At 63.3% G+C, this 19,496-nt stretch carries 16 protein-coding genes and 1 pseudogene; 8 read left to right on the plus strand and 9 right to left on the minus strand.

What is annotated here, in order from left to right:
• Nucleotides 1-23 precede the first annotated feature (23 nt).
• A pseudogene (locus OKW27_RS15510) lies at nucleotides 24-437 on the plus strand (hypothetical protein); the annotation flags it as partial.
• A 76-nt stretch (nucleotides 438-513) separates the two neighbouring features.
• Nucleotides 514-1,101, plus strand: coding sequence for an N-acetyltransferase family protein (locus OKW27_RS15515; RefSeq protein ID WP_429334009.1), 588 nt, complete (start codon nucleotides 514-516; stop codon nucleotides 1,099-1,101).
• On the opposite strand, the gene OKW27_RS15520 is transcribed toward OKW27_RS15515, so the two are convergent.
• From OKW27_RS15520 to garD, 8 genes are all read right to left on the minus strand, one after another.
• Entirely contained in the window at nucleotides 1,098-1,652 is a 555-nt protein-coding gene (locus OKW27_RS15520) for a putative glycolipid-binding domain-containing protein (RefSeq protein WP_429334010.1), read from the minus strand. The two genes, OKW27_RS15515 and OKW27_RS15520, sit on opposite strands and share 4 nt — an antisense overlap.
• 926 nt (nucleotides 1,653-2,578) lie before the next feature.
• Nucleotides 2,579-3,790 (minus strand): porin, encoded by a 1,212-nt coding sequence (locus OKW27_RS15525; protein WP_429334011.1) that lies wholly within the window; start codon nucleotides 3,788-3,790, stop codon nucleotides 2,579-2,581.
• 77 nt (nucleotides 3,791-3,867) lie between these two features.
• Entirely contained in the window at nucleotides 3,868-5,220 is a 1,353-nt protein-coding gene (locus OKW27_RS15530) for a TRAP transporter large permease (protein WP_090806076.1), read from the minus strand.
• A gap of 13 nt (nucleotides 5,221-5,233) precedes the next feature.
• Complete coding sequence (locus OKW27_RS15535) at nucleotides 5,234-5,743, minus strand: TRAP transporter small permease (protein ID WP_035470962.1); 510 nt, start codon at nucleotides 5,741-5,743, stop codon at nucleotides 5,234-5,236.
• A gap of 177 nt (nucleotides 5,744-5,920) precedes the next feature.
• Nucleotides 5,921-6,913 (minus strand): TRAP transporter substrate-binding protein, encoded by a 993-nt coding sequence (locus OKW27_RS15540; protein ID WP_429334012.1) that lies wholly within the window; start codon nucleotides 6,911-6,913, stop codon nucleotides 5,921-5,923.
• Nucleotides 6,914-7,524: 611 nt separating this feature from the next.
• On the minus strand, nucleotides 7,525-8,454 hold the full coding sequence (locus OKW27_RS15545) for an SMP-30/gluconolactonase/LRE family protein (RefSeq protein ID WP_090806080.1): 930 nt from the start codon (nucleotides 8,452-8,454) through the stop codon (nucleotides 7,525-7,527).
• Nucleotides 8,451-9,293, minus strand: coding sequence for an NAD-dependent epimerase/dehydratase family protein (locus tag OKW27_RS15550; RefSeq protein ID WP_429334013.1), 843 nt, complete (start codon nucleotides 9,291-9,293; stop codon nucleotides 8,451-8,453). The genes OKW27_RS15545 and OKW27_RS15550 overlap by 4 nt, the downstream gene beginning before the upstream one ends.
• Before the next feature lie 100 nt (nucleotides 9,294-9,393).
• Nucleotides 9,394-10,983: a galactarate dehydratase gene (gene garD / locus OKW27_RS15555; protein WP_429334014.1), complete on the minus strand. Its 1,590-nt coding sequence runs from the start codon at nucleotides 10,981-10,983 to the stop codon at nucleotides 9,394-9,396.
• Nucleotides 10,984-11,238: 255 nt separating this feature from the next.
• On the opposite strand from garD, the gene kdgD reads away from it, so the two are divergent.
• From kdgD to OKW27_RS15570, 3 genes are all read left to right on the plus strand, one after another.
• Complete coding sequence (gene kdgD / locus OKW27_RS15560) at nucleotides 11,239-12,156, plus strand: 5-dehydro-4-deoxyglucarate dehydratase (RefSeq protein ID WP_090806087.1); 918 nt, start codon at nucleotides 11,239-11,241, stop codon at nucleotides 12,154-12,156.
• Nucleotides 12,157-12,345: 189 nt separating this feature from the next.
• Entirely contained in the window at nucleotides 12,346-13,704 is a 1,359-nt protein-coding gene (locus OKW27_RS15565) for an MFS transporter (protein ID WP_429334015.1), read from the plus strand.
• 221 nt (nucleotides 13,705-13,925) lie between these two features.
• Entirely contained in the window at nucleotides 13,926-14,669 is a 744-nt protein-coding gene (locus OKW27_RS15570; protein ID WP_429334016.1) for a FadR/GntR family transcriptional regulator, read from the plus strand.
• Between the two features lie 142 nt (nucleotides 14,670-14,811).
• Here OKW27_RS15570 and OKW27_RS15575 read toward each other — a convergent pair whose 3' ends face one another.
• Entirely contained in the window at nucleotides 14,812-16,395 is a 1,584-nt protein-coding gene (locus tag OKW27_RS15575) for an aldehyde dehydrogenase (NADP(+)) (RefSeq protein WP_429334017.1), read from the minus strand.
• 232 nt (nucleotides 16,396-16,627) lie between these two features.
• On the opposite strand from OKW27_RS15575, the gene garL reads away from it, so the two are divergent.
• The 3 genes from garL to OKW27_RS15590 all read left to right on the plus strand — a co-directional run bounded on the left by garL (nucleotide 16,628) and on the right by OKW27_RS15590 (nucleotide 19,466).
• Nucleotides 16,628-17,428, plus strand: a complete 801-nt coding sequence (gene garL, locus OKW27_RS15580) for a 2-dehydro-3-deoxyglucarate aldolase (protein ID WP_429334018.1) — start codon at nucleotides 16,628-16,630, stop codon at nucleotides 17,426-17,428.
• On the plus strand, nucleotides 17,425-18,354 hold the full coding sequence (locus OKW27_RS15585; RefSeq protein ID WP_260321425.1) for a 2-hydroxy-3-oxopropionate reductase: 930 nt from the start codon (nucleotides 17,425-17,427) through the stop codon (nucleotides 18,352-18,354). The genes garL and OKW27_RS15585 overlap by 4 nt, the downstream gene beginning before the upstream one ends.
• A 257-nt stretch (nucleotides 18,355-18,611) precedes the next feature.
• A complete protein-coding gene (locus OKW27_RS15590; protein ID WP_143037194.1) occupies nucleotides 18,612-19,466 on the plus strand; it encodes a hypothetical protein in 855 nt (284 codons plus the stop codon).
• Nucleotides 19,467-19,496: the final 30 nt, after the last annotated feature.

Raw genomic sequence — 19,496 nt, forward strand, 5'->3', positions numbered from 1 at the left:
CACAACCAGCGCCCCGCGCCGCGTTCCGCCGTGGCCCGAGCGACTGCGCGCAAACCGGTGAGCTTCATGAACCGAGCGTCGCTGACGGCTTCTCGCCTCGCGACGCCGCGCTCGCCCAATCGCTCGAATTCGAAATCGGCGCGATCCGGCGCGTGTATGAACTCGCGCGCTCGCCGGCCTTCGCGCGCGCCGCCGAGCGCATGGCGAACGCCGATGCGGTCTACATCCTCGGCATCCAATCGACGCGCGGCATCAGCAACGCGTTCTACAGCTATCTCGAATACATCCGCCCGCGCGTGTTCTATTCGGACGGCATGTCGGGTTCCTACGTCGATTCGCTGAACTCGGCGGTCGTCGAACGGCGTGGACCGGCTATCGACGAACGCGTGGCGCGTAATCGCGAGCTGCAGAGCGAGTTCGATCAATTCGATCTTTGACCCGCTTCAAATCCGCCCGGGCGACAGGCATAGTGAAGACTTCCGCCAAACTGCGCCCGCCACGACAGGACCCCGCATGAGTTCACCCCGCCCTCCGCTCGACGCCCCGCTGATCCGCGACGCCAGCGAAGCCGACCTCCCCGCGATCCAGGCGATCTACGCGCATCACGTGCTGACCGGTGTAGCGTCGTTCGAAGAAACCCCGCCGTCCGTCGACGATCTGCGCGCGCGGCTCGCAAGCGTGCGCAGCCACGGACTGCCATATATGGTCGCGGAGATCGACGGCGACGTGGCCGGCTATTGCTATGCGACGCCGTATCGCCCGCGCGCCGCCTATCGCAACACGATCGAAGACTCGATCTACGTCAGCGACGCGTATCGCGGACGCGGCATCGGACGCGTGCTGCTGCAGGCGCTGATCGAACGTTGCGAGACCGGACCGTGGCGTCAGATGATCGCGGTGATCGCCGATGGCGGCAGCGGCGGCTCACTGTCGTTGCACGCGCAACTCGGCTTCGAGCTGACCGGCACGTTGAAGGCTGTGGGCTACAAGCACGGCCGCTGGCTCGACACGACGCTGATGCAACGCCCGCTCGGCCGCGGCGCATCGACTGGGCCCGACGACGATTCAAACGCAGCGGGCGACGCCGAACGCAAAACCTAACGCACGCGCGGCAAACGCGTGAACAAGGTCGGATAGTCGATCACGAGACCATCGCTATCCACGCGCAAATTGGCGGTGAACTCGCGAAAAATGCCTTCGTAGCGGTACTCGCCATTCAACTCGATGCACGTGTAGGCCTGCTCGGCGCGCGTGACCTGCAAGTCCGGCGTCGAGATATACGCGACTTCGATCGGTTGACGTTCGCCTTGCGCCAGTTGCAGCCGACGGATCGGCAACGTATTGGTGTACGGCGTCGCCGCGATATCGATGTCGATACAGCCTTCGATCGCGCTGAGCGCGAGGCCGTGCCCGTCGTGCCAGTGGCCGTCGCCATCGCCATGCAGCTCCAGCTCGCCACCGCCGACGATCTTCAGCCGCGCGTAGCGCGTGCGCCAGCGCGCGTCGCAGCGCACCGCGTAATGCAGCCCGTACGCCTTGCCGTAGCGCTGCCCGACCACGACGCTTTCAACGGCGAAGCCATCGTCGCGCGCATCGAATACCAGATGTTCGATGCCATCGCCCTCTTCCGAAGCCCATCGTAATTCACGCATCGGCGTCTCCTCGCGAAACGGCGCAGGAAAGCGCGCCGGGCTCTCATCGTAACGCGAAAGCCCGCGCGCGAGGCACTCCCAACCCAGATCTGGCACCGCTGGCGAGACCAGCGCCTGCGATGCATCAAAATGAAGCATCGATCGGGTAGGAGGCGGGGTTGCCCCCGCCGTCCTCCCACAACACCGGACGTACGGATCACGTATCCGGCGTTTCCTGACGACTGGATTGCTCCAGCGAGCTTCGTTTCGTTCGTCGTGTCGCCTGTCGTTCAATGGACACCCCAACCTCTCTCAGGCTTCCGGCCGTCAAGTTTGATCGCAGGCTCCCGGCTGTGCCGAGACTTGTGCCCAAACGCTCAGAGAGCACGCGTGACTATCCACTCTCGTCAGGTTCGGCCCTTCACTGCTCCGGTTCCGAGCCGCTACTATGGCCTCTGCTGACTCCCGCCAGCCCATCCCGGCACCTTGCGATGCCAGTAGCACAAGGCAGACTGACGGGGCTCCCAGGGTAATGCGCGCGACCTTCCTGCTTATGCCTGTCGGATCTACGTCGTGGCGTTCCGTGCAAGTATTGGGCTTTACAGATCTTGGACTGCTCACCCCGCCACACCGCCTGATATCCGCTTCCTGTTCGTCAGGCCAGCATTTTGCCTGCGGCTTCCTTCAGATTCCGCCTTACGACGGACACCCTTGCCGTTCAGCTAGCACTTCCCCTTGCCGGGTGTGCAGAGGACTTTCACCCCCAAGTCATCCGGCTCGCCACCACAGCGGGTCGGACAGCGCCAGTCACGGCGCTACGCGCCATGCCTGGCGCACCAAAAAAAAGCTGCGCACGTAATGTGCGCAGCTTTGCGAGACTGACGACGCGAAAAAAAACGCGTCGATGTGGCGGCAAAACAACGCGCCGCCACGTATTCAGTAACTGTTTAGAACTTGTGGATGATACCCACGCCAACCGCGGTCTGGCTGCGCGACGAGGACGGCGAACCGTTCTGGCCGTCACCGATGCTTGCCACTGCGTTGATGATGGACTTGCCGTTGCCCGACAGCGTCTGGCCGCTAGCGCGCTGATACGCTTCGAGTGCGTACAGGCCGGTGCGCTTGGACAGCGAGTAGTACTGCGACAGGTTGAACTGGCTGTAGCTAGCCGTGCTCTGAATGCCGTTCGACGACGTTGCACGGGTGTAGCTATAGCCAGCGGCCAGGTCCAGCACCGAGATCGGCTTCCAGTGCAGCACTGCGCCACCGGTATTCCAGATCTGCGTGTCGTGGAACAGCGAAGCCTGGCCCGCAGCGTATTGAACGTTCGAGTATGCGAACGAAACGTCCCACTGCGAGTTGAACGCGTAACCACCCGTCACCGCAATGCGCTGCTGCTTCGCTGCGGTCTGGAAGCCGTTGTTGATTGCCGAGACGGACGGCTGAGCGCCGTTGTTCGACGCCGTGGAATTCCACGCGGGGGTGCCAACGGTCGCCGCGTTGTCAATGCGCTGGATACCTGCCGCGAGACCGATCGGGCCGTTCAGGTACTGTGCCGCAACGCTCCAGGTTTGGCCGGCTGCGAAGCTGCCCGCGTTGCCGCCCAGTGCGTACGAACCGCTAACCGTCAGACCGGCAAAGCTCGGCGACGTATAAACCAGTTGGTTGTTCACCCGGAACGTCGTATCCAGCGAGTCGATATCACCCGGATGCGCACCGTATGCACCGGTCAGCCACGTGGTCGGGCTATACGGCGAGAGCAGCGTGTAGTACGAGGTGTACCCGCGGCCTGCCGTCACCGTACCGAACTGAGCGTTCGTCAGACCGATCCATGCCTGGCGGTTGAATGCCAGACCCGGCACACTTTGCGCGCCAGTTGCGCTGTTAAAGCCTTCTTCCAACTGGAAAATCGTCTTCGTGCCGCCACCCAGATCTTCCGAGCCCTTCAAACCGAAACGGCTGCCTGCCCAGATGCCGTTGATCATCTTGACTTGCGAGTTGCCAGCGACGGTCTGCGGTTTCGCCGCCGTGGTCAGCGACGCCGAGCTGTTCTGCCAACCCAGGCCCGTATCGACGATACCGTAAAGCGTCACGCTGCTTTGCGCATGTGCGCCCAGGGCGACCAACCCCAAGGCCGAAGCTAAGAGAGTCTTTTTCATTTTTACTCCTCTGTTAAAAACTTTCTAATGCGGCCTATGCGAGCGCCGCTGAGTGTGGGTAAGACGTTTTATTTGGATCAGAACACCGGATGGCCGTTGATGATGCTCGGCAACCAGGTCGAGAACCACGGGACATAGGTGACAATATTGATGGCCGAGAAGATAGCGAGGTAATACGGCCAAGCCACCTTAGTAGTTTCCCCTATCGACACATTGCCAATTGCGCAACCAATGAACTGCACCGAGCCAATCGGCGGATGCACGAGACCCAATGCGCAGTTCAGCAGAATCATGATGCCGAACTGAACCGGGCCCACCCCGTTGTGCATGGCCATCGGCAGGAACAGCGGGGTTGTGATCAGGATGTGCGCCGCCATGTCGACGAACGTACCGAGGAACACCTGAATCACGTTGATGTACAACAACATCAGCCACGGCAGCGAGGTCGCGCCGTCGAGCATGCGCTCGATCGCCTCCGGGATCTCCAGATAGGCCATCTGGTAGCGCAGCATGTTCGACACACCGATCAGCAGCAGCACCACGCCGGTCGTTTTCGCGGCCTTGCCGAGCGCATGGCCGAGCTTCTTCATCGACAGCGAGCGATACACGACGATGGTCAATATCAGCGAATAACCCACGGCGATTGCGGCCGCCTCCGTCGCGGTGGCGATACCGCGCGCCACGCAGAACAGAATGATCGCGATGACCATCAGACCCGGCACCGCGCCGACGAACGTGCGCAGCACCGCCATCCAGCCCGGGAAACGCTGCAGTTCGGTCGAACCGTCGGGACGGCGCGGATAGCCGAACTTGACGGCCTGCCAGTAAGCGGCGATCAGCACGAGGCCCATCACCCACAGCACCGGCAACAGACCCGAGAACAGCAGATCGCCGATCGACACGCCGCTCATCTGCTTGCCGTTCAGCACGCCGCTCACGCCTTGCGCGGCGAACGCGTAGATGATCATGTTGGTCGATGTCGGCATCAGCGCGCCGGCGAGCGACGAGTGCGTGGTCACGTTGACCGCGTATGCGGCGCTATAACCTTCGCGCTTCATCAGCGGGATCACGACACCGCCCATGGCCGACGTATCCGCGGTCGGCGAACCCGACACGCCGCCGAACAGCGTACAGGCGACCACGTTGGCCATGCCGAGGCCACCACGGAAATGGCCGACCGTGGCCTGCGCGAAACGCAGGATGCGGTCAGCGATGCCGCCGTGGAGCATCAGCTCCCCGGAGAAGATGAAGAACGGGACCGCGAGGAACGAGAAACCGTTCATGCCCGAGATCATCGACTGCATCGCGGTCGCGGTCGGCAAGCCTTCGAACAGGTACGTCAGAACGCAGGACAGGCCCAACGCGAATGAAACCGGAACCCCGAGGAAGAGGAAGATTAGAAAACTGGCGGTAAGAAGGGCAAGTTCCATGATGGTTCTACTTTTATTCCGTGGCGGAGAGTTCGAGCGCCGGCTCTTCCCGTTTCCCCGCGAAGAGCTCGAGCAGATGCTCGATCGAGAACAACGCGATGCACACACTCGCGAAGATCGGGATGCAGTAGCGCACGCCTTCCGGCACGCCGATGATCGGAATGCGGTCGCCCATCGTGGTTTCCGCCATCTCGAGGCATCCGACGAAGACCGCCACCGCGAAAGCGACCAGACACAGGTGCTGAATCCCTTTCGCGATCACCTGGCCTTTCTCGGGCAATTTCTTGACGAGCGAGTCGAGTCCGATGTGACCGCCCTCGCGAACCTTCAGCGCGGCGCCGAACATCGCGATCAGGATCACCAGCAGCAATGCGATGGGCTCAACGAAATCGGGCGCGTCGCTAAACACGTAGCGCATCACCACGCTATAAATCACGAGCAGGCAAAGCACGGCGAGGCTAAGCGACGCCACGACCAGCAGCACGCGAAAAAGAAAATCATTTGGGCGTTTCAGGAAACTCATGACCCTGTCCTTGCTTACGACCGACCTATGCTTGGGATTCAGCCGTCCCGATGCGACACGATCCGCACGCGCGCGCGAAATCGCGCGGCGGAAGGTCTCGCGAGTTTCCTCGCGGGACCATTCACGCCGCTGTTGCGACAAGCGTTGCTATTGCTGATTGCGTCCGGGACGCGTGACTTACTTGATTGCTTCGATCTCGTCGACGATCTGCTTCATTTGCGGGGTCTTTTCGTACTTCGCCCACACAGGCCGCATCACCTTCACGAAAGCCGCGCGGTCGATCTGCGAAGCCGCGATGACCGTTGCGCCACCCTTCGTGACGGCCTTCTGTGCGTCGGCTTCGCGCGCGGTCCACAGCTTCTCGTAGTAAGGCACCGAGTCAGCCGCGGCCTTCTTGATGATCTGCTGCTCTTGCGGCGACAGCGTGTCCCACACCTTCTTCGAGAACACCAGCACTTCCGGCGTCATCGAATGCTGGGTTTCCGAGTAGATCTGAGCGACTTCGAAGTGCTTGGTTTCTTCGTACGACGGCAGGTTGTTTTCGGCGCCGTCGACGAGGCCGGTCTTCAGGCCCGTATAGACTTCCGAGAACGGCATCGGGGTCGGCGTGCCGCCCATTGCCTTGATTTCGTCGACCATCAGGTCGGACGGCTGCACGCGGACCTTCAGCCCCTTCATGTCAGCCGGCGATTTGATCGCCTTCTTCGCGTACATCGAGCGTGCGCCACTCTCGTAGAACGTCAGTGCGATCATGCCCTTCGCGGTGAAGGCGTCGAGGATCTTCTGGCCTTCCGGACCGTACATGACCTTGCGGAAATGGTCGACGTCGCGGAACAGGAACGGCAGCGACGGGATCATCGATTCCGGCACGATTTCGTTGAACGCAGCACCGTTGGCACGGGCCATGTCGAGCGCGCCGATACGGACCTGGTCGATCGTGTCGTTTTCCGAACCGAGCGCGCTGTTGCCGAACACCTTCACGGAGTCCTTGCCGCCGGTCGCCTTGCTGATCTCCTCGCCCATGTACTTCACGGCCATGTTGGTCGGGAAGGTGTCGCCGTGCACATCGGCGACGCGGAACACGCGCGCTTCAGCCGACATCGTGCTGAACGCCAACGCCGCGGCCGCGACGATCATCGAAACATGGGAAGAGGCAAACTTCTTGTTCATCGTGACATTCCTTGAAAAATAGACCATCCCAGCAACAGCGGATGTGACATGGTTTTGACGCGTCTCCGGCTTCACGCTCACTGCCTTCGCAGGTGCGGGCGTTGGCCGTACTGGCTGTGCGACTTCCCCGGCACAGTTGACCCAGCACTCCAGTCGACAACTCGACTACTTATGTCAATCACGCCGGCCGGCTTCGGACATGCATGCCGCATCGACCGCGGCGGCACGAATGCCTTGAAACCCACCGAATTGCACTGTCACACCAACACAGAAAGCCATTTGTTTGGGCTTATATGTTGTACGACAACATACGAAGTCTATAAAAGGGGTTTTATCTTGTACAGACGGTATTTACCCGCATCAAGAAAAGCGCCGGTACGGATGACCGGCGTGGCATGCCACAAGGTCCCGCGCCGTCCGGCATTGGATGGGGACGGAATCGGTACAGTCTGCGGAGCTGTGGTATTTTTGCTGAAGAAATACGTGGCGGCGTGGTCTTCACACAACACGTTGTACGACGAGTGACAAATAAAGGGCCACACGAATGGTCCTGAAAAATGAAAACGCCGGGAGAAAAACTTCGTCCCGGCGCATGCTTCATGCAAGCAACGTTACAGTTGCCCTGCGAATTCTGGTTCAGGCAGCCCGCTCACGCCGGGCCGCAGCGCGAACACGTGGCCGTCGTGCTCGCTCGCGCCGTTGGCGGGACGAATCGAGGTGACGAACAGCGTATCGAGATCGCGGCCGCCGAACGCGCACATGGCAGGCTTGATGGCCGGCACCGGAACCTGCCGGTCAAGCTTGCCCTGCGGCGTAAACCGCAGCAGCAGACCGGCGTCGTTCGCGCAGATCCAGTAGCAGCCGTCGGCATCGACCGCCGCGCCGTCCGGACGGCCCGAATAGTGATGCAGGTCGGCGAACACGCGGCGGTTGCGCGGCTCACCGCTGTCGACGTCGTAGTCGAAAGCCCAGATCAGCCGGCGCAGCGGATGCGAGTCGGACAGATACATCGTCGTGCCGTCCGGCGACCAGCCCAGGCCGTTCTGCGTGATCAGCGAAGCGACGACCGGCGCTGACAGCACGCCCTTCTCGTCGAAGCGGTACAGCGCGCCGCCCGGGATCGCCGCGGCCATGTCCATCACCATCGTGCCGGCCCAGAAACGCCCTTGCCGGTCGCAGCGGCCGTCGTTGAAACGCATTCCGCCGTGCGGGAATTCAGGCGCCGCGAGCTTGCGCAGCGACGCTGTCAGCGGCTCGCCGCTCGCCGCTTTCGACGCGTCCGCGAGCGTGAGCGCGAACAACCCGGTCTCGCAGCCGGCGAGCACGGTGCCGGCGTGATCGAACGCGATGCAGGCAACCTGCTCCGGCAGCAGCCATTCGCTGCGCTGGCCCGTCGCGAGCGAACCGCGCACGATCTTTTTCGCCGGAATGTCGACCCAGTACAGCGCCTGCTCGGCCGCGCGCCAGACCGGGCTTTCACCGGTGGCCGCGGGCAACCGACCGGCCGCTTCGAAGCGCTCCACTTGCGGATTCGCGCTCATTGCTTAGGCTCCATCGGACCGGCCAGCACGAACGGGCCGCCCTGGTACAGCTGGGTCGGGTCGTCGAAGCGCGTGTCGGGGGCGCTCGGCGGGAACAGGTGTTCGAACTGCGCCGAGCTGTCTTGCGGACGGTAGCCGAGAAACGCGGCGTTCGTGTTGTCGACCCACGAGATGCGGTTATTCGACACGCCGTAGACGATCGCGTGACCGACGCGGTTCGTGAACAGCGAGCAGCGCACGAGCTCGATGAAATCGCGGTAGCTCAGATACGTGATGAGCATGCGCGCGGTCTTCGGCTGCTCGAACGATGAGCCGATCCGCAAACACACGGTCTCGAGACCGAAGCGGTCGAAGTAGTAGCGCGACAACGATTCGCCGAAACACTTCGTCACGCCGTACATGCCGTCCGGACGAAGCGGCACTTCGGTATCGATAACCGACGTCACCGGATGGAAACCCACCGCGTGATTCGAGCTCGCGTAGATGATGCGCTTCACGCCATGCTTTTGCGCCGACGAGTACACGTTATAGAGGCCGCGGATGTTCGCTTCGAGCAGGTCTTCGAACGGCGCTTCGACGGAGATGCCGCCGAGATGCACCACCGCGTCCACGCCTTCGAGCAGCGCGTGCACGGCTGCTTCATCGGCGAGATTGACGACGGCCGCTTCCTCGTGCGCGGCGACTTCGCCGAGCGCAGCGATATCGGACACGCGCACGATGTCGGCCCATTGCGCGAGCGCGGGACGCAGTTGCTTGCCGAGGTTGCCCGCGGCGCCGGTGAGCAGCAGACGGCGGAAGGGTTTCTTTGCCGCGGAGCGGTCAACGTTCAAATCGGTCATGTCTCTTGGATGTTGTGATTGCGATCGGGTCTTCTGAACGGAAAAGCGAGCGCCGGCTGGACCGGCGCTCGCCTGAGTATTGACGGGGCACGGTGCCTGCTCAGGTCACCGGCGCCGGGTTGAACAGCGTCAACGCATTGTGCAGTCCGAGCTTCTCCGCGCAGGTTTCCTTGCGGCCGCTCGCGACTTCGAGCATCAGGCGGAACAGTTCCCAGCCCACCTCCTCGATGCTGGACTGGCCGGTCGCGATCGTGCCGGCGTTGATATCCATCAGATCGTGCCAGCGACGCGCGAGGTCCGAACGCGTCGCGACCTTGATGACCGGTACTTCGGCGAGGCTGTACGGCGTGCCGCGGCCGGTCGTGAACACGTGCAGCGTGATGCCCGAGGCGACCTGCAGCGTGCCGCAGATGAAGTCGCTGGCCGGCGTGGCCGCGTAGATCAGGCCCTTCTGATTGACCTTCTCACCCGGCGACAGCACGCCGGAGATCGCCGAGTTGCCCGACTTGATGATCGAGCCCATCGCCTTTTCGACGATGTTCGAGAGGCCGCCCTTTTTGTTGCCGGGCGTCGTGTTCGCGCTGCGGTCCGCGCCGCCGCGCTTCAGGTAATCGTCGTACCACTGCATCTCGCGGATGATCGCCTGTGCGACGTCCGCATTGGCCGCGCGCGCGGTCAGTTGATCGACGCCGTCGCGCACTTCGGTGACTTCCGAGAACATCACGGTCGCGCCGGCGCGCACCAGCAGGTCCGTTGCGAATCCGACGGCCGGGTTCGCGGTCAGGCCCGAGAACGCGTCGCTACCGCCGCACTGCACGCCGATCACCAGATCCGACGCCGGACAGGTTTCGCGACGGCGGTTGTTCAGGCGCTTCAGATGCCCTTCGGCCATCCTCATGATCGACGTGATCATCGACTGGAAGCCGATGTGCGATTCGTCCTGCAACACCACGACGTCGCCGTTCTGGTCCAGCGCGACATTACCGATGTCCGCGACGTCGTCGACGACCGCCGCCGCCGCGATCGGAATCGTTCCCGGCGGCATCAGACGCTCGGGCTGCAGCTTCTCGCAACCGAGGCTCACCATCATCACTTCGCCGCCGAAGTTCGGGTTCAGCGCGATGTTGCGCACGGTGCGGATCGGCACCATCGCGTCGGGCGCGTCGATCGCGACGCCGCAGCCGTAGGTGTGACCGAGGCTGACGACATCGTCGACATTCGGATATTTCGGCAGCAGCTCGGCCTTGATGCGCGTGACCGCGTGTTGCACGACGTCGGCGACGCACTGCACGGTGGTCGTGATCGCGAGGATGTTGCGCGTGCCCACCGAGCCGTCCGAGTTACGGTAGCCCTCGAACGTATAGCCTTCGAGCGGCGGCATGTCCGGCGCTTTGGTGGTGGCGATCGGCAGGTCTTCGAGTCCCGGCGGGCTCGGCATGCGGATCACGTGTTCGTTGATCCAGCTGCCCTTCGGCAGCGGCTTCAGCGCATAACCGATCACGACGTTATAGCGGATGACCTCGTCGCCCTCGGCGAGATCGGCCACCGCGACCTTGTGGCCCTGCGGCACACGCTCGCGCAGCCTGAGGCCATCGGCAAATACCGCGCCCTCGCCCAGACCGCCGTCGTTGACGACGATCGCGACATTGTCATTGGGATGAACGCGGATGTAGAGCGGAGTTTGTTCCATTGATCGATCCTTGAGGCGTGATAGGCCTGCTTCGCCAGAAATCATACGTCATCCTACAACGTGAAGTTTCGCCTGGATGTTCCGTATTTACCCTATAGCGTGAATTATGCCGTGAAAACCCCGTTGAGTTACCGGATTTGTTGTTGTACGATGACGTATAAGAAATCTGATTTCCAAAGATTTTCTACTAGTACGACGTCCGTTGTACTGGTTGGAACCAACAACGACCCAATCCGACGCCTGGATACTTTGATCATGACGACACCGCAGGAACTCAAGCAGATCGTTTCGGAAGGCCTCCTGTCCTTCCCCGTCACCGACTTCGACGCTAAAGGCGACTTCCGCGCCGACACCTACGCAGAGCGTCTCGAATGGCTCGCTCCGTACGGCGCATCGGCGCTGTTCGTCGCCGGCGGCACGGGCGAATTCTTCTCGCTGACGCAAGACGACTACACGCAAGTAGTCAAGACCGCGGTCGAGGTCTGCAAGGGCAAGGTACCGATCCTCGCCGGCGCCGGCGGCCCGACCCGCGTGGCGATCGCCTACGCGAAGGAAGCGCAGCGCCTCGGCGCGCACGGCATCCTGCTGATGCCGCACTACCTGACCGAAGCAAGCCAGGACGGTATCGCCGAGCACGCCGAAGAGGTCTGCAAGGCTGTTCCGGGCATGGGCATGATCATCTACAACCGCGCGAACTCGAAGCTCAACGCCGACATGCTCGAACGTCTGGCAGACCGTTGCCCGAACCTGATCGGCTTCAAGGACGGCGTGGGCGAGATCGAAAACATGGTGACGATCCGCCGCCGCCTCGGCGAGCGCTTCTCGTACCTCGGCGGCCTGCCGACCGCGGAAGTCTACGCTGCCGCCTACAAGGCGCTGGGCGTGCCGGTGTACTCGTCGGCGGTGTTCAACTTCATTCCGAAGACCGCGATGGACTTCTATCGCGCGATCGCCGCTGACGACCACGCGACGGTCGGCAAGCTGATCGACGAATTCTTCCTGCCGTACCTGAAGATCCGCAACCGCCGTGCCGGCTACGCGGTCAGCATCGTCAAGGCTGGCGCGAAGCTGGTCGGCCACGACGCAGGTCCGGTGCGCGCACCGCTGACCGATCTGACGCCGGAAGAAATGGAACAGCTCGACGCGCTGATCAAGAAGCTCGGACCGCAGTAAGGCACCGGCGTCAGGGCTTCGAGCGAAGTAGCTCGCGAGCCTCATCGATGAGGGCCGCCTAGACGGCCGCGTGGCGAACGCCCGGCACAGCAACGTCGCCGGGCGTTCGTGTGTTTGCCCGACAGGCAGGTGGTCTGCGGGCCACCCGGTGTGCAGACTACACCTCGCCCGACAATACAGGAGATGACCATGGACTTGAGCCGCTCGGCCAGTTCCACCGACGCCGCTTCTAGCGCGGCACGCACCAAGGTCCGCTACGGGATCCTGCTGCTGATCTTTGTGATCACCACCCTCAACTACGCCGACCGCGCGACGCTGTCCGTCACCGGTTCCGCAATGCGCACCGCGTTCAGCCTCGACGCGATCCGCATGGGCTATATCTTTTCCGCATTCAGCTGGGCTTACGTGCTGTCGCAACTGCCGGCCGGCTGGCTGCTCGACCGTTTCGGCGCGCGCCGCGTGTACGCGGCGAGCATCTTCTCGTGGTCGCTATTCACGCTGCTGCAGAGCTCGGTCGGCCTGCTCGGCAGCGCCGGTGCGGCGATTACCGGCCTGTTTGCGCTGCGCTTCGTGATGGGCGCGGCCGAGTCGCCGGCGTTCCCGGCGAACGCGAAGGTCGTCGCGAGCTGGTTCCCGACCAACGAGCGCGGCACCGCGTCGGCGATCTTCAACGCCGCGCAATACTTCGCCGCGGTCGTGTTCACGCCGCTGATGGCGTGGCTCACGCACGCGTTCGGGTGGGAAATGGTCTACGTCGTACTGGGCGTGGCCGGGCTGCTGCTCGCGCTGACGTGGCTGAAGGTCATGAAGAATCCCGCCGACCATCCGCGCGTGTCGCGCGCCGAGCTCGAGTACATCGAGCAAGGCGGCGGCCTCGTCAGCGGTGCGCGCAAGACGCACCCGGACGATGTTTCGAAAGCTGGCGGCTGGACGCTCGTGCGTCAGTTGCTCAGCAACCGCATGCTGCTCGGCGTCTATCTCGCGCAGTACTGCATCAACGTGCTGACCTACTTCTTCCTGACGTGGTTTCCGATCTACCTCGTGCAGGCGCGCGGCATGACGATCCTGCATGCGGGCCTCGTGGCCTCGCTGCCGGCGATCTGCGGCTTTCTCGGCGGGGTGCTCGGCGGCGTGCTGTCGGACGGAATGATCCGCCGCGGCTGTTCGCTGACCGTCGCGCGAAAGGTGCCGATCGTCGGCGGCATGCTGCTGTCGACCTGCATCATCGGCTGCAACTACGTGTCGACCGACTGGGTCGTCGTCGCGCTGATGTCGCTCGCGTTCTTCGGCAAGGGCATCGGCGCGCTCGGCTGGGCGGTCGTCGCCGATACGTCGCCGAAGGAAGCGCTCGGCTTGTCCGGCGGGATCTTCAACATGTTCGGCAACATCGCCGGCATCGTGACGCCGATCGTGATCGGTTATCTCGTCGCGCGCACGGGCTCGTTCAATGGCGCGCTGGTGTTCGTCGGCGCGAACGCGCTGCTGACCGTGATCAGCTATCTGGTGATCGTCAAGGACATCCGGCGGGTCGAGTTGCGCCCGGCGTGAGCCCGTTATAGGCTTGGTTATCGTCGCGGTTATCGTACTTCCGGCCGACCGACCCGGCGCCTCGCGCGATCTATCCGCGCCGAGGCGCCAAACTTCGGGCCTGCGCCGATATGCGTGACATTTGCGCCGGAAACGATCCGGCCTTCTATAATCAGTCGTCAGACGACGATATAATAAAAATGCACGATTCCCAGCGATCTTTCAAACAAGGAGCGTTTTCGATGGCTACACCACTAGCATCCGCGGCACCGCCACGACGCGCTCGCAATCTTGCCGAGTTCGTCGTCAACTACGTCACCGAGCAGATCGCGGCCAACTTGCTGAAGCCGGGCGACAAACTCCCCACCGAATCGCAGCTGATGAGCACACTCAGCGTGAGCCGCACGGTGATTCGCGAGGCGATCTCGCGCCTGCAGGCAGGCAAGGTCATCGAGACGCGGCACGGCATCGGCAGCTTCGTGCTCGAGCCGCAACGCGAAAAGCTCGGCATCGACATGGTGCCCGCCACCACGCTGCGCGACGTGCTGTGCATTCTGGAGCTGCGCATCAGCCTCGAAACCGAATGCGCCGGTCTCGCCGCGCAACGCGCGAAACCGGACGACCTCGCGCGCATGCGCGCGGCGCTCGACGCGATCGAGGCCACGCGCCACAACGGGCTCGACAGCGTGCAGGCCGACCTGCAGTTCCACATCTCGGTCGCACGCGCAACCGGCAACCGCTATTTCGTCGACATCCTGTCGCAAATGGGCAGCGCGCTGATTCCGCGCAACCGGCTCGACTCGGCCGGCATCGCGCGCGCCGATCCTGATGCGTATCTGTCGCTCGTGAACCTCGAGCATGAAAGCATCCTCGAGGCGATCAGCCGGCACGACGCCGAAGGCGCACGCGCCGCGATGCGCATGCATCTGTCGAATAGCCGCGAGCGGCTGCGTCGCGCGAATGAAGTGAGCGAAGCGAACAGCTGATTCTCACGAAGCGCGCGGGCGAAAAAAATGGCCGGGAATCTCCCGGCCATTTTTTTATCTTGCGATTGCGTCCGCCCTTCCCTTCGATCCGTGCCCGGCCGACCGGCCCGGGCACGCATCCGTTCAGGACGGCGTCACGCGATTAACCGCGCGTGAGTTCGCCATCGCGACGACGCCACAGTTCGAGCGGATTGCCGTCAGCCAGCGTTTCCGGCAGCAACTCGGCCGGGAAGTCCTGGTAGCAGACCGGGCGCAGGAAGCGGTCGATCGACGTGGTGCCGACCGAGGTCGCTCGGCTATCCGACGTCGCCGGGAACGGGCCGCCGTGGACCATCGCGTGGCACACTTCGACGCCGGTCGGGAAGCCGTTGACCAGAATCCGGCCGGCCTTGCGCTCGAGAATCGGCACCAGCTTCTTCGCAGCCGCCACGTCGGCGCTGTCCATCTGCAGCGTCGCGGTCAGCTGGCCGGCGAAGTGTTCGGCGACCTTCAGCATTTCCTGCTCGTCCTTGCAGCGGATGATCGTCGACACCGGGCCGAATACTTCGTCTTCGAGCGCCGGGTTCGCGAGGAACGTCTGCGCGTCGGTCACGAATAGCGCCGCGCAAGCCTGGGTCGGGCCGGTCGCGGCGACGCCGCGTGCCACGACTTCGACGCCCTTCGTCGCGGCCAGCTTGCCTTCGCCCTCCTCATACGCGGCGTGAATGCCCGAGGTCAGCATGGTCTGCGCCGGCTTCGCCGCGAGCGCTTCCGATGCCGTCGCGACGAAGCCCTTCAGCGCGTCGCTGTCGATCGCGATGGCGAGGCCCGGGTTGGTGCAGAACTGGCCCGCGCCGAGCACGAGCGAGTCGACGAAACCGCGCGCGATGCCGTTGCCGCGTGCCGCAAGAGCGTTGGGCAGCAGGAATACCGGGTTGATGCTGCTCATTTCCGCGTACACCGGGATCGGCTCCGGACGCGCCGCCGCGACGCGCATCAGCGAAGTGCCGCCCGCGCGCGAACCGGTGAAGCCGACCGCCTTGATGGCCGGGTGCGCAACCAGTGCCTCGCCGACCGAGTTACCCGCGCCGACGATCATCGAGAACACGCCTTCGGGCAGATCCATTTCCTGCGCGACGCGCTGGATCACGCGACCGACCAGCTCCGACGTGCCGAGGTGAGCGCGATGCGCCTTCACGACGACCGGGCAGCCAGCAGCCAGCGCCGCGGCAGTGTCGCCACCCGCTACCGAGAACGCGAGCGGGAAGTTGCTCGCGCCGAACACCGCGACCGGACCGAGCGCGATCTTCTGCATGCGCAGATCCGAGCGCGGCAGCGGCTTGCGCTCCGGCAGCGGCGAATCAAGCGTAGCGTTGAGCCACTGGCCCGCGCGCACGGTCTGCGCGAACAGCTTCAACTGGCCGGTGGTGCGGCCGCGCTCGCCTTCCAGACGCGCCTTCGGCAGTCCCGATTCAGCCTGCGCGCGCTCGATCAGCTCGTCGCCGAGCGCGGTGATGCCGTCAGCGATACGGTCCAGGAACTCGGCGCGCACTGCGAGCGGCAGTTGACGGTAGGCGTCGAACGCCTGTTGCGCGAGCGTGCAGGCCTGCTCGACGTTCTCGACGGTGCCGCTGCCGAACACCGGCTCGGCAATCTCCGAACCCGTGGCAGGATTGAACGCGCGCAGCGGTTTTTCTTCGCCGCGCACGGCTTTGCGACCGATCAGCATTTCGCCGGTAATAGGCATTTTTGACTTTCCTTTAATGAAGGCTAAAGATATAGGTCATCCTACAACATCGCGGGGGCCCTATGCAACCCGAAACGCTTGTCTGACAGGCGCATACGGGTATACTCGCCCATTACAACCGGGCCGCGCGGTGCTAATCTGTAGCTAGTCATACGACGACTTATAACTCGCATTTCGCGGTTTAGCATTGTCGCAGCTTTTCCCGATCCATCGCAGTTCGAGGAGACACCGCATGCCCGCCGTCACGCCTTACGAATCCTTGCCCAACCGCTTCCGGCGCGCGGTGCGCGAGGGAAAAACCCAGATCGGCTGCTGGGCGTCGCTCGCCAGCCCGATCGCCACTGAACTGCTGGGCACGGTCGGCTTCGACTGGATGCTGCTGGACGCCGAACACGCGCCCAACGACGTGCTCACGCTGATCCCGCAGTTGATGGCGCTCAAGGACAGCGGCAGCGCACCGGTCGTCCGACCACCGGCCAACGACAGCGTCGTGATCAAACGTTTTCTCGACTGCGGCTTCTCGAACTTCCTCGTGCCCTTCGTCGACAGCGCCGACGACGCCGCCCGCGCGGTCGCGTCGACACGCTATCCGCCGCAGGGCATTCGCGGCGTATCGGTCGGCCATCGCGGCAATCGCTACGGCACCGTGTCCGACTACTTCGCGATCGCCAACGACAATGTCTGCGTGATCGCGCAGATCGAAAGCCGCAAGGCGGTCGAGAATATCGACAGCATCCTCGCGGTGGACGGCATCGACGCGGTCTTCATCGGTCCGTCCGACCTCGCGGCGTCGTATGGCCACCTCGGCAATGCGAGCCATCCGGACGTGCAGCAGGCGATCGCGCATGTGGTCGCCCGCGCGCAGGCGGCCGGCAAGTCGAGCGGCATTCTCGCGCCGGTGCAGGCCGACGCGGAACGATATCTGTCGATGGGCGCGCGCGTCGTCGCGGTCTGCGCGGATCTCGGGTTGCTCAAGGGCGCCGCGCAGGTGGCACAGAAACACTTCATGCAGAAACCGGCGGGTGAGGCTTGAACGCGGCCGCCACGACATCTTCGGAGCATTCCATGCAAACAGCAGGCTTTATCGGACTCGGCATCATGGGCAAGCCCATGGCCGCCAACCTTCTGAAAAACGGCGTGTCGCTCGCCGCCTTTACGCGTAGCGGCGTGCCCGCCGAGCTCACGCAGGCCGGCGCCGTCGCATGCGAGAACCCCGCCGCGGTCGCCGCCAACGCGGACGTGATCTTCATCATGGTGCCTGACACGCCGGACGTCGAACGCGTGCTGTTCGGCGAGAACGGCCTCGCGAGCGCGCTGCGCGCCGGCCAGACGGTCGTCGACATGAGCTCGATCTCGCCGATGGCGACCCGCGATTTCGCGGCGCGCGTGCGCGAATCCGGTGCCGATTATCTCGACGCGCCAGTGTCCGGTGGCGAAGTCGGCGCGAAGGCCGGCTCGCTGACCATCATGGTCGGGGGCGAACAGGCCACGTTCGACAGCGTGAAGCCCCTGTTCGACATGATGGGCAAGAACGTCACGCTGATCGGCGCGGTCGGCGCGGGCCAGGTGTGCAAGGTCGCCAACCAGGTGATCGTCGCGGCGACCATCGAGGCGGTCGGCGAAGCGCTGCTGCTCGCGTCGAAGGCGGGTGTCGATGCGGCGCGCGTGCGTGAGGCGCTGATGGGCGGCTTCGCATCGTCGCGCATTCTCGAAGTGCACGGCGAGCGCATGACCAGGCGCACGTTCGATCCGGGCTTCCGCATCGAACTGCACCAGAAGGACCTGAACCTCGCGCTGTCGACCGCGCAGGCGCTCGGCGTGTCGCTGCCGAACACCGCCACCTGCCAGGCGCTGTTCAACGCGTGCGTCGCGCACGGCGGCAAGGCGTGGGACCACTCGGCGATGGTGCGCGCGCTCGAAGTGCTCGCGAATCACGAGATCGGTCAGAAGAGCGCGTGATTTGACGTAGGTTCGAAATAGTTGCGATCGGGTTGTCCGTCGGTCTTCAAGTGACTGATGGCCGGCTCGATTGCACTTTGCATTCTTGGGCATCGTACGTAGTTTGCGCGTGATGCCTTCTCCCCCTTCTCCCTCTTCCGGGCCGTAGAGCCTTTCGCCGCCTAACGCGACCCCTTTATCGTGTTTAGCGATGGACTCCCGGCCCCGTGTCTCCTCGGATTGCCGTCTGCTGCCGTGCGTTAGCCAGTGGCTAGCGCATGACCACGAGCGATATGCAGTCAAAAACTCGCACCTCATCGGATCAATTGGACACAAGAATCATCCATCGCCCATTTCCTGTCCCTGTGGTCGACGTTATTTTGGCGGGGTTCTTGTGGGAGACAACGATGATTTCAACACAACCACAGCCCCTTGACGAAGCCCTGGCGGCGCTACAGGGAACCGCCAGCCAATTTGCCGCCACATGCATCAGAGACGAACGTGTTCGAGCGCAATACCTGCGTGATATTCAAGCCATGAGTGGCAATTTCCAGCAGCGGGTCAGAAGCGGGGGCCTCAGTGTTGCCGAAGCGGCAGAACAAGCTCATGCCATGCGTCAGCAAATCCTCGAATTGACTCGTATGCGCACGAGTCCGACGATCAGGGCATATGTGACGAACCTCAAGAGGACCAGCCCCTCGCTGGCCAGTTTGGCCGAAAAGAACGCGCAGGCACTCTTCAAACGTCCGGTTTCAGCCTTATCCGAGACCGAGCAATCTGCTGTCTGGCTGCGCATCGTCCAAAGTGCCGGCACCGACCGGACTTCGGCCAGTACGCTCGCCCGAAAGCTTGGCACGGTGGGTCGCCGCCTCCTTCTGGTGTCCGTCGCCGTCGGGGTCTATGAAGTCTACAAGGCAGAGAACAAGCCGCGCGAGATTGCCCGCCAAGGCACAATAGCAGCAGCCGGTGCATGGGGTGGATGGGCCGTCAGTACCGGTGCGGTTGCCACCGGCGTGTGTACAGCAACGGCACCTGTCTGCGTGGGCGCGGTGGCGCTCATCGGGGGCATACTTTTCGCCTTCGGCAGTGACATCGTATTCGGTACTGTCTATCAGACGACGATGCGCCGATAAGCTGGCAGTCACTCAAGCACATTAGCAATG

The organism is Paraburkholderia sp. 35.1, assembly GCF_050436525.1.
Taxonomy (GTDB): domain Bacteria; phylum Pseudomonadota; class Gammaproteobacteria; order Burkholderiales; family Burkholderiaceae; genus Paraburkholderia; species Paraburkholderia tuberum.